Genomic DNA, 14,822 nt, shown 5'->3' with positions numbered 1-14,822 from the left:
CCTCTAGGGCTAGCCGGTTTATTTTTTTATCAATTGAAAGATATAGGCATCTTCCTTAGGTTGTTGGTAGTAATCTTTCCGAAGGGCTACTTCCTCAAATCCCATCTTTTTATAAAGGTGGATAGCCGCTTGATTAGAGACGCGCACTTCTAAATAAAAGAAGCGAATCTCCTTTTCTTCACAAACAGCTAATAGCTGCTTGATTAGATCTGTGCCAATCCCTTGTTTTTTGTAATCTGAGTGTACTGCAAAGTTATTAATCGACATTTCATCGAGAATTATTTGACAGCCAATATAACCGACTAAGCGATCCTCTTTGTAATAGCCTAAGTAAAGATGGTTAGAATCAGAAAGTTCCGTTTGAAAGGAGGACACTTTCCAAGTTGTTTGGCCGTTGTTTGCAGCAACCGTCACATCATACAAAGATTGAGCGATCGTTGGATTTTCTCCGTTAAGGATTACTACAGAGTCTGTCACCTTCATCTTGTACCTTCCTTATTCATATCATTGGTCTAACGTTAATAACATATCCACAGCATCTTCCCCATCACCGTGGTAGTAGTTTTTCTTAATTCGAACGGACGTAAAGCCCAATTTGTGATAAAGCCCCTGTGCTTGATCGTTGGACACACGTACTTCCAAACTAAGGGTCTTCACAGCTTCTTCACGCGCTACTTCTTTTAAAAAATGGAAGAGTTGCTGGCCAACTCCTTGCTGCTGCCAATCTGGTACAACCGCAACATTAGTAATATGAATGTCTTGGTCTTCCAGTCTAACGCCTAAAAAAGCAACCGGCTCAAAGCCTTCATAAACAATCAAATAAAGGGATTTGGTATTTCTGACAATATCATTTTCTAAGGCTGCATAGCCCCAAGGCGTTTTGCCTTTATAGCCTAGTTTTTCTATATAAAGGACATCCGCAATATGACGTCTTTCGCCAATTTCTAGACGTAGTTGCGTACCGTTTCTCGATAGAAAATGGTCGGGTAAATAGTCTACACGACTCGACAAAAACTGACTTTTTTGTGGGTGCACAATTTCTTTTTGAATGGTTTCTACAAAACTCTGGAATTGATTAATCAATTCTTTCAACGTAATCACCCTTTCGTGATCCCTCATGAGCTTTTTGCCAATTCTCTTCTGCTTCTGGCTTCTTCAAATACTCCGGTGTAAAGATATGAACATCTTCTGCTTCAGCAGTTATAGCTAAATTAGCTAACACACCAGCGCTCGGCAACCACTGCTTTTTAAGAGAAAAGTAAGCCTGTTGACCTAAATTCGCTTCAATAGCGTCTTGGTAATTCGCAAGGTCTTGGCCGACAAAAAGAATCGGTTTGTTGGTTTCTTTTAATTGATTAAACCAGTCTTCACTGGCGATATGACACTCTGCTAATTCTTCTTCAATTTGCCCGTTAGTAATCTCAAAGGCAGCGGTATACATATTATTTCGTCTCGCATCCATAATCGGTACGACTAAGCCGTCAAAATGGTCAATATTAGCTGCCAATACTTTTAAGCTGGAAACAGGAATTAGCGGCTTATCTAGTGTCCATGCTAGTGTTTTAGCAATGGTTGCGCCAATACGCACACCCGTATATGAGCCTGGTCCTTTTGATATAGCTATACGATCTAAGTCCTGTGGTGTCCAGTTGGCAGCCTGCAACACATCTTGAACTGCTGGCATCAACTGCGTACTATGTTGAAGATTACCATTGCGTGTATATTCTGCTACAACTAATCCATCCTCCATAGTCGCAACACTTAATGTTTGATTTGATGATTCAATAGCTAGTATTTTCAAAAAACTCTTCCTTCCAAGCCTGTTCCGTCGGGCTTCACTCTTTTTATTACTCACATTATAGCGTAATTACATCTAAAAATCTTCTTATCATGCCCTTTTCTCATTTTTAGCGATAAGGGTTATTGTTTGCATATTTTCTATATTTACCTAAAATATAGAGTAAGAGATGCACAACTTTTCTCTTTTATATTTATTTTTAACTATAAGTTAGGAGGAATTACAAATGGCAAAAGGGTTTGAAGATAAAGCAAAAGGGTTGAAAGATAAGGTTGTAGGTAAAGTAAAGGAAGAATATGGCGACTTAGTCGATGATAAGAGTAAAGAAATCGAAGGTAAGCTGCAACAGAAAAAAGGAGAAGCCAGAGAAAAAATCGGTGAAGCTAAAGATAAAGCTGACGATAAAATTGATGAGCTTCAACGCAGAGCCGATGATCGTGTAGACGATATCTAGATCTCATTAAGAAAAAGCCTTCTGGAAGTAGTATTCCAGAAGGCTTTTTGTATGGAATAGCTGCTAATCTGTCGAGTGGGACATTATTTTTGCGCCACTCGACACATTTCGCTCAAAAACTGTCGAGTGAACACTTCTTCGCTAAGCCACTCGACATAACGCATCAACAAAAGAGGACAAAACCATTAAAGCCGGTTTTGTCCTCTTTCTCATTTCTATTTAAATTGGTTTACAAATTCCGCAAAGGCTTCTTGTCCTGCTTCATCTTGCTTGAAGACACCTGCATCTTCTAGCACGCGCTCGAATTTTTTGCCGACTGATTCTTGAATAAGAGCTGTCGCTGTTTCAGCGGTTATGTTACCTGCTTCTTTCAGTTCGTTGGCCCATTCTAGATGATAATCTGCTACTTGATCTGTTTCGCCTAAAACAAACTGAGTGACTTCAGCTAGTTCTGACTTGAGACGCGGCGGTAAAATTGCCGTTCCTAGTACTTCAATTAAGCCGATATTTTCCTTTTTAATATGTTGCACGTCCTGATGTGGGTGGAAAATACCATCTGGATACTGGTCATTTGTGCGGTTATTGCGTAAAACAACATCCAATTCATAAGCCTCGCCATTACGACGGGCAATTAAAGTGACCGCATTATGGTTTTCACCAGCAGTTTCAGAAAGAATCGCTAACGCCTCATTCGAGTAAGTTGACCAAGCCTCCATAATTTCAGCTCCCGCTTTAATCAGTGAGTTTGGATCAATAGCCCGTAAACGAATAACGGATAACGGCCAATGTAACCGTTCTGCTCGAACTTCTGAATCAGCGTGCCAATCCCAAGACTCCAATACTTTGGCCTCTTCCATTGGAAAATGATGACGTCCCCCTTGATAATGATCATGTCCTAAGAGTGATCCACCCACAATAGGCAATCCGGCATTAGACCCCATGAAGTAATGTGGTAAGACCGTCACTAATTCCAATAAATTACTAATCGTCTGTTTGTTAACGACCATCGGAGTATGGTGTTTTGAGAAAACGATACAATGCTCATTATAGTAGGCATATGGTGAGTATTGGAATCCCCAATTTTCTTCTTGAATAGGAATTCGAATAACGCGGTGGTTAGTCCGAGCTGAAATACCTGCTCTTCCTTTATAACCCTCATTGGTCGCACATAGCTGACATTCTGGATAGTTACCTACCGATAATTTTGCCTCTTCGATTTCTTGTTTTGATTTTTCAGGTTTAGATAAATTGATCGTAATGTCAAAGTAGCCATATTTCGAATCCACTTTAAACTGTTCATTCTTCGCAATATGACGCGTTTTGATATAGTCATTACGTTTTGATAATTTATAAAATTCATCAGTCGCTCGCATAGGGGCTTCTTGGTAAGATTCCCAGAATGTCCGATTAATGACAGAAGGTGCAGGCGTTACCACATCCATGATTTCTGCTTCTAATTCTTCGCGGCTGCGTAAGTTATCTTCAATAACGCCTTCTTCAACAGCGTACTGAACCAGCTGATCCATCAAATCCAGTAAGCCCTGCAATGGCATAGAGGGCAGAAGGTTAGTCTCAAAATGATCTTTTTTTAAGATATTTAATAATCTATTAGTCGCATAATAAGTATCAAGAGGATGAATCATATGCGATGACACGCCTTTTGCTACAAAATCGCAAATAAGCTGATCTATTGTTTTGCTAGTTTCCACCGATAAACCTCTTTTCTTTTTTGAAATGAATTCATGTCTATTAGCTATTCTAGCATATTACCACATTTTTGGCGTGTTTCTTTCAATAAAACCACCCAGTCGTTATCTGACTGGGTGGTTAGCTTTATAACTGACTTAATTGATGGCTAATGGTTTTAGTTGCCTCATAGCCTTGTTGGTAGATAGCATAAACCGCTTCATACCGCTTAACTTGTTCAGGATTTGGATAATAAGTTTGACTTTCTTCAACAAAAGCTGCTACACAATCTTCTACTGAATCAAACCAGCCTTGTCCAAGTGCCGCTAACATCACAGCCCCCATACCTGGTCCTTGTTCTGTTTTTAAGGTTACGATTTTAGCGTTAAAAATATCCGCCTGCATTTGTAACCAATCGGGATTCTTAGCACCGCCACCCACTGAGACAATTTTTTCAAATGTCTTGCCAGCGCGCGTTTCCATCAAGTGTTGCGAATCCTTCAGAGAAAACGTAATCCCCTCTAAAACAGCACGAGCAAAATGTTGGCGTTTATGACCACTATCCATTCCTAAAAAGCTGCCGCGAATTTGACTGTCTGTATAAGGTGTCCGTTCGCCTGAAATATAAGGCATAAACAGCAACCCATTCGATCCCGCCTCTACTTGGTGAATATCCTTTAGTAATTCTTCGAAAGATTCCTCTTTAGCAAAGGTCTCTTTAAACCAAGATAAGCTATGACCCGCTGCTAATGTGACACCCATTGAATAGTAAGCATCTTTTAAAACATGGAAGAAATAATGCAAGTCTCCGCCATATTCTTTTCCTGCCTCCTCATAAGATAGGAAGACACCAGATGTCCCAATACTCACCATACCGACGTCAGATGAAATAATCCCAGCTCCAAGAGCTGCACTCGCATTATCTGCACCACCAGCGTAAACAGCTACAGCTTGTTTTAATCCTAGTTGCTGGCTAATCGTCTCAGTAAGGTTGCCAATTTTATCTGCTGATTCAACGAGCTTCGGACAAAAGTCACTTGCTAAGTCGAAGGCTTTTAATATGTCTTGGCTCCATGCTTTTTGATTGATATCCAACAATAAGGTTCCTGCCGCATCGGAATATTCCATTTGTTTGGATCCTGTCAAACGGAAGCCTAAGTAGTCTTTCGGCAATAAGAATGTCTTGGCCTTTTTAAAGTTCTCAGCTTCCTCTTCTTGAACCCATAAAATCTTTGGTAAAGTAAAGCCTTCAAGTGCTTTGTTCTTAGTAATTGGAATTAGCTTGTCGCCTAATGTTTCTTTGATGCGTTCACATTGTTGAGTGGTTCTCACATCATTCCATAAAATGGCATTGCGAACCACTTGATCTGCTTCATCCAGTAACACCAAGCTATGCATCTGACCTGAAAAGCTAATGGCTTCTAATTGGTCTCTAGCATCTGGAATGGCTGTTAAGGTTGCTTCTAAAACAGTAATGGCTGCTTGAAACCACTCTTCAGGATTTTGCTCACTATACCCTTTTTGAGGTTGAATCAGTGGGTAATCCGCCGATGTTGAGTAAACAAGCTCCCCTTTTTTATTAACTAACAGGCCCTTTAGTGAGCTTGTTCCTAAGTCTAGACCAAGAACATATCCCATTTTTCTACCTCCTGTTTATTAATAAATGTAGTCGTTTAGACGAGCTTTAACCGCCTCGATATGACCTGATTTATTGGTTACGGTTTTGTTTGATAGAGCATAGTCAAATAATGATTTCAAATCTGTTTTATCATCAATAATGTCTTTTCCAATACCTTCTTGATAGCTTGCGTAGCGCTCTTCTTTAATCTTATCGAAGAAACGATCTTCTTTCAGACGTGCTGCTGCTTTCAAGCCACGTGCGAATGTATCCATACCTGCGATATGCGCTAGGAATAAGTCTTCCATTTCGAATGATGTCCGACGCACTTTCGCATCAAAGTTGATACCACCTGGTTCGATACCGCCATTTTCTAACACTTCGTACATCGTTAATGTTACTGAGTATAGGTCTGTAGGGAACTCATCTGTATCCCAACCTAATAACAGATCACCTTGGTTCGCATCTAGTGAACCTAGTGCATTGTAGCTGCGTGCTACTGCCATTTCATGTTCAAACGTATGACCAGCAAGGGTTGCATGGTTTGCTTCTAAGTTTAATTTGAAGCGATCTGTTAAGTCATATTTTTGCAAGAAGGCCATTGTTGTCGCAGCATCAAAGTCGTATTGGTGTTTCATTGGCTCTTTAGGCTTTGGTTCTAGTAAGAATGTTAAGTCCCCATGACCAATTTCATTTGAGTAGTCAATTGCCATATTATATAGACGTGCAATATTTGCTTCTTCAAATGCCATGTCTGTATTCAATAAGTTTTCGTAACCTTCACGTCCACCCCAGAATACAAAGTTTTTACCGCCTAAGCGTTTGCTAATATCAATCCCTTTTTTAACTTGAGCAGCTGATACGGCATACACGTCTGCATTGTTAGATGATGCTGCACCGTTCACATAGATTGGATTAGCATGACGGTCAGCTGTATTCCATAGTAATTTAATCCCTGTTTCCTTCATTTTTTCTTCAATTAAATCAACAATTTCATCTAAGTTTTTGAAGAATGTTTCTAATGAATCGCCATAAGGTGCCACGTCCATATCGTGGAAACAGAAATAGTCTACTCCTAATTTTTGGTAGAATTCAAAAGCTGCTTCAACACGGTTTTTAGCCGTTTCCATTGGATCTTCTGCTAACCATGTCCGTTGGTTAACGCCAACTCCAAATGGATCGTTTCCTTCGTTAACGAATGTATGCCAATAAGCAACTGCGAAACGTAAATGATCTTTCATTGATTTTCCTAAAACTAATTCCTCAGGGTTATAGTAACGAAAAGCAAATGGATTTTCTGTGTTTTTACCTTCATATTTAATTTTTTCTACATTTGGAAAAAAAGTCATGGTTCATTCTCCTTTATTGTTCGTTTGTTGTGCTAACTAACTATATTCTAGTTGATAGCACTTTCATTGTCAAACGCTTTCTTTTCTGATGTATAAATGTTTATTTGAACGTCTTCTTTACAAAGAATGATCACTTGTGCTATTTTAAGGTAGATTATTCGATTCTTAAACAAACTAGCCATATTTTAAAAAGGAGTATTATGATGATAACTGATAAATTTTCTATTCGAGAACAGAATGAGACGCTCGTTCTTAATACTATTATCCACCACCCCGCTATATCGCGGGCCGCTATTTCCCAAGTGACAGGTCTTAACAAGGCCTCCACTTCAGAAATTGTCAAAAAACTATTAGATGACTCACTCGTCTTAGAAACAGGTGCTGGCAATAGTACCTCTTCTGGCGGTAGAAAACCGATACTATTGGAACTCAATAAAGAAGCAGGTTGCTCATTAAGCATTGATTTAGGCTACGATTATATTACGAGTATTTTAACCAATTTAAATGGTGAATTAATTGCCGAATACAAAGAAACTGGCCGCACCATTAATAAGGAAACTGTCGTAGAACGTATTAAAGAGATCGTCACTAAATTTGAACACCACTATTCTAAACGAACCTTTGAACTGATTGGAATTACCATAGCGGTTCACGGTATTGTTCACGATAACCAGATTCTATTTACCCCTTACTCGAACTTAGACGACATTGATTTAACCAAGGAATTAGAAGAACTCCTTCATGTTCCTATCTTTTTGGAAAACGAAGCAAACCTAAGTGCTCTTGGTGAAAAAGCCTTCACCACCATGAAACAAAACATTGTTAGCATCAGTATCCATAGTGGTATCGGTGCCGGTATTCTCATTAACGGCGAGCTTTATCATGGCAATAGAGGTCAAGGTGGCGAAATTGGCCATATGATTATACAACCGTTTGGTATCAAGTGTCCCTGTGGTAACGAAGGCTGTATGGAGCAATATTGTTCGGAGCTAGCTGTTTTAGAAAGCTACCGTTATCAAACCAATAACCCTGAACTCGGCCTAAAAGATTTAGCAGCTGGCTATTTAAACGGTGAAAAACTAGAAGTCGAACTTGTAATAAAAACAGCCAGCTATTTGGCAGTTGGATTGAATAATCTGATTGTGCATTTTGATCCTGAATTAGTCATTTTAAATGCTACTTTATTTGAAGAGTTACCCTTTTTGTTGACTCTTATCCAAGAAAAAATGGTCAGTGAATTTGCTAAGAGTGTTCCGCTAGAACTATCTAACATTGGCAAAGAAGCCACCTTGCTAGGCGGAACAGTTGTCAATCTACAAGCATTTTTCCATATTCCTAATTTAAACTTCTTACAATTAAACAAGCACTAGCCATTTTCTCCACCTTTGACCTTTTTAGCAATCCGTGCTATAATTACTTCGAAACCGAGATATTAAAACCGAGTCAAAGGAGGATGCAAGATGACACATCATCATATATATATTGAAAATGACAAGACCCAACCTGTTTTCTTATTGCTACACGGAACGGGTGGAACCGAAGAAGATTTGATTCCACTTGCGAGAACAATTAATCCTCAAGCTAGCATCCTAAGTGTAAGAGGAAATGTTTCCGAAAACGGCATGAATCGTTTTTTTCGCCGACTAGCCATGGGTGTCTTTGATGAAGAAGATTTAGAGAGTCGTACAAAAGAACTTTATCAATTTGTGAATGAGGCGGCTGTTGAATACGGATTTGACCGCAAAAACGTAGTCGCACTTGGATACTCAAATGGTGCAAATATAGCAGCAAGTATGCTATACTTCTTTAATGATGCATATCGAGCAGCCCTACTATTGCATCCAATGGTCCCTTTTCATAATCGGGATATGGTCGAATTGAATCAATTGCCTATTTTTATTGGCGCAGGAACCAATGATCCAATTTGTCCACCTGACGAAACACATGGTTTGACCAATAAAATCGAAGCCAAAAACGGTAATGTAACAACTTTTTGGGGAAACGCTGGCCATTCTTTGACCAAGGACGAAGTCGAACATGCTTTGTCATGGTATCAACAGAATCTTTCCTAAAACCCTCTTCAGTACGCTTAAGCAAGAAAGGAATGTGGCTAAATGGATAAAACATTAGCACGAATTAACGAATTAGCAAAAAAAGCAAAAACAACAACTTTGACTACCGCTGAAAAAGCAGAACAAAAAAAATTGCGTGAAGCATATCTACAAAACTTCCGCAATGCGTTCCAAGATGTTCTCTTGAACTCAACGGTTTATGATCCAGAAGGAACAGACGTAACACCTGAGAAACTAAAAAAAGCACAGCGTGATATGCACCTAGAAAACGCACAACGTATTCTAAAAAGTAACAATATCACCTTTATGGATTCAGAAAAAGAATAAGAAAAGCGGACAAGTTCGCCTTGGCCTATGAAAAAATAGGAAATTTGACCCTGAATTGTCAGGAGACTTCACGCTTCAGCGGGTTAGTCGAATGATATGCGTTAGCGAGCAGCGAAGCGCGCAATGGGGCAAATTTATCTTTTTTTCAGTAGGCCAGGACTTGGGAGCTAGACATTGATTGCTGAACTTATAATCCCCTAGTCTATAACAAAAAGAGAGCTTGGCAATTGCCAAGCTCTCTTTTTCTGTCTAGATGTATCATTACCAAGGCATTTCGATGGTAATACGCTTATCAAATTCTGCTTGTGATTGACGAATAGCCATCCGGTTTGCTTTTCGACTCTCATAGTCCTGACAAATAAATTGCTCTTCTGGTGTTTCAGGTAAAATGTTAGGCAAATGGACAGCAATTCCATCATTATTTCGAAGGGCAACAAAGGTCATAAAACAAGTTGCAGCTAAATAGCGTTCGCCCGTTTGCAGATTTTCGCCTAATACTTTAGCAAAAATTTCCATCGATGATTTTCCAGCACCAGAAACAAAGGTCTCAATACAAACGGAATCATCAACCATGAGTGGCTTCAAGAAGTTTAACGAGTCAACTGATGCCGTTACAATAGCTGCTCGACTAAAACGCTGAGCCGTAATCGACGCGCAATCATCCAATTGCTTCATCAACTCCCCACCAAACAATGTCCCATGTGCATTCGCATGGAAAGGAAAAACACGATGCGTTTGAATCACTCTTGTTTCTCGACAATAGCGACTATTTTTCTGTAATTCTGCTGCCATTTTTCTTCCTTCTTTCATGATTAGTAAGAGGCTGGAACCAAAGTCCCAACCTCTACACAGTCGTAATTATTAATAGGCGCGAGCCAACCACACAGTATGCTTAGCTGGTTTGCCGCTTACGATACATGTTTGTTTTTCAACTGGCGGTGCAAATGGCATATTACGAGTCGTGAAGCCTGTTTCTTCTTTGATTCTAGCTTCCGTTTCCAATTCGCCATCCCATCCTGCTAAAACAAAACCAGGTAGTTCGCCAGTAGCTTTTTTCTCTTCAATATGAGCTTTCAACTCATCTAGAGTATCAATATGAGTGTACTCATGTTGTTGACGATTTTGGCGTGCCGTTTCCAATAAACGAACTTGCATGCTATCTAAAGCTTCAACCACATAGTCAACAATGCCATCTAAGGAAATAGCTTCTTTGCCATCAAGATCGCGCATTTTAACCATTACTTGGTTGTTTTCCATGTCACGAGGTCCAAATTCAATACGCATTGGGACACCACGTAATTCCCACTCATTAAATTTGAAACCAGGTGAATTGTCGCTATCATCGATCAATGCACGAATACCTTTTGCTTTCAAATCCGCTAATAGAACGTCCAAGCGTTCAACAATTTCAGGTTTTTTCTTCCATGGGCCAACTGGTACAAGAACAACCTGTTTAGCAGCCACTTTAGGTGGTAAAATCAATCCTTGTTCGTCACCATGAGTCATAATTGTTGCACCGATTAAGCGTGTTGATACACCCCATGATGTTGTATGTGCGTACACATGCTCATTATCACGATTTAAGTATTTAATATCAAAGGCTTCCGCAAATTTTGTTCCCATATAATGAGATGTTCCAGCTTGAACAGCCTTACCATCTTTCATCATTGCTTCAACTGAATAGGTATCAACAGCACCAGCAAAACGTTCTGATGGTGTTTTTTGTCCTTCGTAAACAGGAACAGCTAACACACTCTCAATAACGTCTTTATAGACAGCTAGCATTTTCATTGTACGTTCACGAGCTGATTCTTCATTCTCATGAGCCGTATGACCTTCTTGCCATAAAAATTCTGACGTACGTAAGAATGGCAATGTTTTTTTCTCCCAACGGAAAACGTTAGCCCATTGGTTGATTTCGTATGGTAAGTCGCGGTATGAATTAATCCAGTCACTAAAAGCCGTTCCAATCATTGTTTCAGATGTTGGACGTAAAGCCAAACGCTCTTCTAATTTCTCACCAGCAGCTTCTGTTACCCATGGCAATTCTGGACTGAATCCTTCAATATGGTCCTTTTCTTTTGTAAAGAATGACTCTGGAATTAACATTGGGAAATAAGCATTACGAATGCCTTCCTCTTTAAAGCGTGCGTTAAATTCCTCTTGGATGTGTTCCCAGATTTCGTAACCATCTGGCTTGAAAATCATACACCCTCTAACTGGTGAATAATCCATTAAATCAGCTTGTTTAATGGTTTGAATATACCATGCTGAAAAATCTTCTTTTTGTAAGTTACTCATTTTCCTAACTCCTTTACCTCTTTTTATTCAAAAAAAATAAGCACATCGCATCCTCATATGAAGGACGAAATATACTTTACTCCGCGGTACCACCTTAGTTGGCTTGTTATAAGCCCTGCTTGATCTTGATAACGGCAGCTAACCGGCCATACAACGAAAACTCACTAGGCAGGTTCCATACAGCAGCGGGGGCTTTTCTTCCAGCCATGGAAAAGCTCTCTTAACCCATCCTCTATGTACTATTCCTAAATGTATGCACCCATATTGTAAGGGAAATACTAATAAATAGCAATCTTAAAAACAAGGAAGACGGTTTAATCCGCCCTCCTAATCTAAGCGCTGATTTCTCAGATACTCATCTTTTAAAATGCCATAAATAGCCATATCAACAAATTCACCCTTATGGAACTGATGGTGTCTTAAGACACCTTCATGTTGCATCCCTAAACGCAACATGACTCTAGCTGAAGCAGGATTACGTAAATCATGCATAGCTAGAACTTTTTCCATCCCCAATTCATTAAAGGCTAATGCCACTAATGACTCAGCAGCCTCTGTCATATAACCTTTTCCCCAATAGTGTCGGTTCAAAGTATAACCGAGTTCTGCCTTTTTATGGGTGAAATCTGGTCGTATGTCAATCGTACCAATCATTTTCGATTCTTCTTTCAATTCAATCGCATACTTTCCCAGCGGTTCTTTCATAAAGAAATGACTAATCGTCTCTTTAGTCTCATCTAGGGTTTGATGTTGGTCAAAGACAAAACGGACTGTCTCGGCGTCTGAGGCATATTCAAACATATCAACCGCGTCCGCTAAGCAAACTGGCCGAAGTAACAGTCGTTGAGAGTCTATACTACGGTTATGTGCGAGAGCAAATAAATTAGCCATGGTTGTTTACTCGGTCCGCAAGTTGGTGAATATCAGCCATCGTACGCTCAAGATTTTCCTTATGCCATTTCATACCAAGACCATGCTTAGCGAATTTCAGTGTCAGCTCATTTTCTTGACTCAAGAAGGTAACACTGTGCATTAAACCGCCCTTTATTTTTATCTCTTCTAATTCATCAAACGGAATAAAAATAGGATCCACTTTTTTATTGATTTTACCAGACATTTTCCCTAGTGGAATTAAAATAATCCGCTCTTCCTCCATAGCGAACACATAGTAAGCCCCTTTTGCCAGTAACGCATAGTTACCAAAAAATAACCACTGTCCAGTGGTAGGCATAACTTGCCCATAGAGCAAACTTTTTGAAGTTTGTTCATTTAACAAGCCCAAACCTTCCATATGTTCATGTATTTCATCTATCGTTAAAATTAAGCCCATTACAATCGACTCCTCATCCTTATTTAGACTTTTAGTTTACTAAAACTTCCCCTTAATGGCGAAAGATATCCCTCGTCCTCGCTTGATTTGTCTATTTAAAAAAAGTAAATGCTTTCATTTGTCCAGAATTTGCGTTAAAATAAAGATAGGAAGATGTACATAAGAAAGAAACATGAAAAGGAGATGGATCAAATGTTAGAAAACTATACAAACATTTTAGTTCCTGTTGATGGTTCCGAGCAGTCCGAGCACTCATTTAAAAAAGCCGTATCTATTGCTCAACGTAACCAAGCCAAACTTTCTGTTGTTTTTATTATGGACACGCGAAATGTTACTGCGTCAACGCCGTTTGCGCCAGCCATCACACCTGATGTCTTTAGCGATGTAGACACAGCTTTTGTGGATCAAATGATATCCTTTGCTAAGGATGCAGGTGTTAATGCAAATAAGGTCGTCACAACTGGTAATCCCTTAACTCTGATTGCTGAAGCATTCCCTGAAGAATTAGGAACGGACTTAATTGTCATTGGCGCAACAGGAAAAGGTGCCATCACAAGAGCCTTAGTAGGTTCTGTTTCTAACTATGTTGTCAAGCATGCACCTTGTGATGTCTTAGTCGTTAGATAAGTTCAGAATTAAAAAACGTTGAAAGCTAAAATTTTAGCTTTCAACGTTTTTTTATATACTCACACCATTTGCACTGTCATTTTCTAACCAGGCACCATCGAAGAAATGGATTTGGTAAGGACCATCATCGGTGACATCAAAATAGATGGTTTCAGCAAAGCTTTCTCCCGCTTGCACTTCAATCAACCAAAAATGACTGTAGCGAATCGGTAAAAAGTGCCCATCTACATCCGTTGCCGTGAAATAATTTGGTGCGATGTATGTTGCTGTCGTTCCTTCATTAGCGTAATGAACATCCACTTGTAACAACTCTTTTCCAAGTGGGTTTAAGTCCCCTTTCGCTGGAATAAGTTCTATGTTAGTCACCGTGACAACTTCTACAATGGCAGAGTCCTCACTTCGGAAGGTATGCGCCTCTCCTTCGTTGACAGTGACGGCTGCTTCCTCGATAACTGGATTTTCATTTGGAATAAAAGAAAGCGTCACATAACTATCCGCTTCTAAATCTGCTAAATCAATGCCAGTCTGGCCATATTCGACGCTACCATCCGTTGTAAAGGTAATGTCGGTTTCAACATTGGGACCTGGATATGGGTAAGTAAACTGCCATTGATTATCCGTTTTTCGAATATCAACAGCGGTTCCTTCAATAATTGCCGTAACTTGTTCTGCTCCTTCTGCAACAGCTTCAATCGCATAATAATTATATTTGTCACCTTTAGTCACAAAATCTGTCACACCAGATACAAATTGAATACTTTTCTGGTCCGTTTGTTCTTGACTAGCTTCGGTTTGGCTAATGGAGCTGTTTGTTTCTCCATTATCACTGCCACAGGCTGCCAACCACATGACACTAAGCAAGATTAAACTAATAGACTTTTTCATCACAAACGCCTCCTTGTCTAGACTACCCCCTTTTATTTTAGCAAAATGACTCATATTCTACTAATCATATGATAGGTCATAAATCTCCACTTCATAGAGGTTTTCCATATCTCTGATAATCATTTCAACAGTCTGTTGAGCGATTAGCTTTGATTGGCTCGCTACGGCAACCGCTAGTTGAGACTGATTAATCATTTCCTGAAAGCCTACTTCCGCTAAACTGGCATTGTATCGATTATGCATTTTTTTCAAAATACTTTTGACGATTGAACGCTTATCCTTCAGAGAAAAGCTATCAAAAAGGCGCATACTTATCTCCACTGTTACAAAAGCCATTATTATCTCTCCTTATTCTTTTCTTTACCATTTATCAAT

Annotated in this window: 17 protein-coding genes; 5 read left to right on the top strand and 12 right to left on the bottom strand. The window is 39.5% G+C overall.

All coding sequences use genetic code 11. The features are described 5' to 3' along the window. Positions 1-18: 18 nt before the first annotated feature. Genes rimI (G7057_RS06925) through tsaB form a run of 3 tightly spaced genes read right to left on the bottom strand, consistent with a single transcriptional unit; the run spans position 19 to position 1,801 of the window. Positions 19-483, bottom strand: a complete 465-nt coding sequence (gene rimI, locus G7057_RS06925; RefSeq protein ID WP_166162279.1) for a ribosomal protein S18-alanine N-acetyltransferase — start codon at positions 481-483, stop codon at positions 19-21. 21 nt (positions 484-504) lie between these two features. Continuing rightward, positions 505-1,092: a ribosomal protein S18-alanine N-acetyltransferase gene (gene rimI, locus G7057_RS06920; RefSeq protein ID WP_166162277.1), complete on the bottom strand. Its 588-nt coding sequence runs from the start codon at positions 1,090-1,092 to the stop codon at positions 505-507. After that, on the bottom strand, positions 1,076-1,801 hold the full coding sequence (gene tsaB / locus G7057_RS06915; RefSeq protein WP_166162275.1) for a tRNA (adenosine(37)-N6)-threonylcarbamoyltransferase complex dimerization subunit type 1 TsaB: 726 nt from the start codon (positions 1,799-1,801) through the stop codon (positions 1,076-1,078). The genes rimI (G7057_RS06920) and tsaB overlap by 17 nt, the downstream gene beginning before the upstream one ends. A gap of 223 nt (positions 1,802-2,024) precedes the next feature. Between tsaB and G7057_RS06910 the strand changes: the two genes are divergently transcribed. Then, the gene (locus G7057_RS06910; RefSeq protein WP_166162273.1) at positions 2,025-2,252 is read left to right on the top strand and encodes a CsbD family protein; all 228 of its coding nucleotides are present in this window, start codon (positions 2,025-2,027) and stop codon (positions 2,250-2,252) included. Between the two features lie 215 nt (positions 2,253-2,467). On the opposite strand, the gene G7057_RS06905 is transcribed toward G7057_RS06910, so the two are convergent. From G7057_RS06905 to xylA, 3 genes are all read right to left on the bottom strand, one after another. Further along, the gene (locus G7057_RS06905) at positions 2,468-3,961 is read right to left on the bottom strand and encodes a UDP-glucose--hexose-1-phosphate uridylyltransferase (RefSeq protein WP_227004563.1); all 1,494 of its coding nucleotides are present in this window, start codon (positions 3,959-3,961) and stop codon (positions 2,468-2,470) included. A 124-nt stretch (positions 3,962-4,085) separates the two neighbouring features. Then, complete coding sequence (xylB, locus tag G7057_RS06900; RefSeq protein ID WP_166162271.1) at positions 4,086-5,576, bottom strand: xylulokinase; 1,491 nt, start codon at positions 5,574-5,576, stop codon at positions 4,086-4,088. A gap of 18 nt (positions 5,577-5,594) precedes the next feature. Next, the gene (gene xylA, locus G7057_RS06895; protein WP_166162269.1) at positions 5,595-6,905 is read right to left on the bottom strand and encodes a xylose isomerase; all 1,311 of its coding nucleotides are present in this window, start codon (positions 6,903-6,905) and stop codon (positions 5,595-5,597) included. A gap of 203 nt (positions 6,906-7,108) precedes the next feature. Between xylA and G7057_RS06890 the strand changes: the two genes are divergently transcribed. From G7057_RS06890 to G7057_RS06880, 3 genes are all read left to right on the top strand, one after another. Then, complete coding sequence (locus G7057_RS06890) at positions 7,109-8,275, top strand: ROK family transcriptional regulator (protein ID WP_166162267.1); 1,167 nt, start codon at positions 7,109-7,111, stop codon at positions 8,273-8,275. Between the two features lie 90 nt (positions 8,276-8,365). Then, a complete protein-coding gene (locus G7057_RS06885) occupies positions 8,366-8,977 on the top strand; it encodes an alpha/beta hydrolase (protein WP_166162265.1) in 612 nt (203 codons plus the stop codon). A 42-nt stretch (positions 8,978-9,019) separates the two neighbouring features. Further along, positions 9,020-9,304 carry a DUF896 domain-containing protein gene (locus tag G7057_RS06880; RefSeq protein ID WP_166162263.1) on the top strand — a complete coding sequence of 95 codons (285 nt, stop codon included), beginning with the start codon at positions 9,020-9,022 and terminating at the stop codon, positions 9,302-9,304. A 261-nt stretch (positions 9,305-9,565) separates the two neighbouring features. Here G7057_RS06880 and G7057_RS06875 read toward each other — a convergent pair whose 3' ends face one another. The 4 genes from G7057_RS06875 to G7057_RS06860 form a co-directional block, all read right to left on the bottom strand. Continuing rightward, on the bottom strand, positions 9,566-10,096 hold the full coding sequence (locus G7057_RS06875) for an acyl-CoA thioesterase (RefSeq protein ID WP_166162261.1): 531 nt from the start codon (positions 10,094-10,096) through the stop codon (positions 9,566-9,568). Between the two features lie 69 nt (positions 10,097-10,165). Next, on the bottom strand, positions 10,166-11,605 hold the full coding sequence (proS, locus tag G7057_RS06870) for a proline--tRNA ligase (protein ID WP_166162259.1): 1,440 nt from the start codon (positions 11,603-11,605) through the stop codon (positions 10,166-10,168). A gap of 327 nt (positions 11,606-11,932) precedes the next feature. Continuing rightward, a complete protein-coding gene (locus G7057_RS06865) occupies positions 11,933-12,496 on the bottom strand; it encodes a GNAT family N-acetyltransferase (RefSeq protein ID WP_166162257.1) in 564 nt (187 codons plus the stop codon). Next, positions 12,489-12,935, bottom strand: a complete 447-nt coding sequence (locus G7057_RS06860; RefSeq protein ID WP_166162255.1) for a hypothetical protein — start codon at positions 12,933-12,935, stop codon at positions 12,489-12,491. The genes G7057_RS06865 and G7057_RS06860 overlap by 8 nt, the downstream gene beginning before the upstream one ends. Before the next feature lie 192 nt (positions 12,936-13,127). Here G7057_RS06860 and G7057_RS06855 point away from each other — a divergent pair, with 192 nt between their 5' ends. Continuing rightward, positions 13,128-13,562 carry a universal stress protein gene (locus G7057_RS06855; RefSeq protein WP_166162253.1) on the top strand — a complete coding sequence of 145 codons (435 nt, stop codon included), beginning with the start codon at positions 13,128-13,130 and terminating at the stop codon, positions 13,560-13,562. Between the two features lie 51 nt (positions 13,563-13,613). Here G7057_RS06855 and G7057_RS06850 read toward each other — a convergent pair whose 3' ends face one another. Together G7057_RS06850 and G7057_RS06845 are read right to left on the bottom strand one after the other, a co-directional pair. Further along, positions 13,614-14,447 (bottom strand): DUF4352 domain-containing protein, encoded by an 834-nt coding sequence (locus G7057_RS06850; RefSeq protein WP_166162251.1) that lies wholly within the window; start codon positions 14,445-14,447, stop codon positions 13,614-13,616. A gap of 60 nt (positions 14,448-14,507) precedes the next feature. Continuing rightward, positions 14,508-14,783, bottom strand: a complete 276-nt coding sequence (locus tag G7057_RS06845) for a DUF503 domain-containing protein (RefSeq protein ID WP_166162249.1) — start codon at positions 14,781-14,783, stop codon at positions 14,508-14,510. Positions 14,784-14,822 lie beyond the last annotated feature (39 nt).

Origin of the sequence: Jeotgalibaca arthritidis, from assembly GCF_011100465.1 — a bacterium.
In the GTDB taxonomy this organism is placed as follows: Bacteria; Bacillota; Bacilli; order Lactobacillales; family Aerococcaceae; genus Jeotgalibaca; species Jeotgalibaca arthritidis.
Note: the sequence above shows the minus strand (reverse complement) of the source record. Positions and strands in the feature narration are given on the sequence as shown.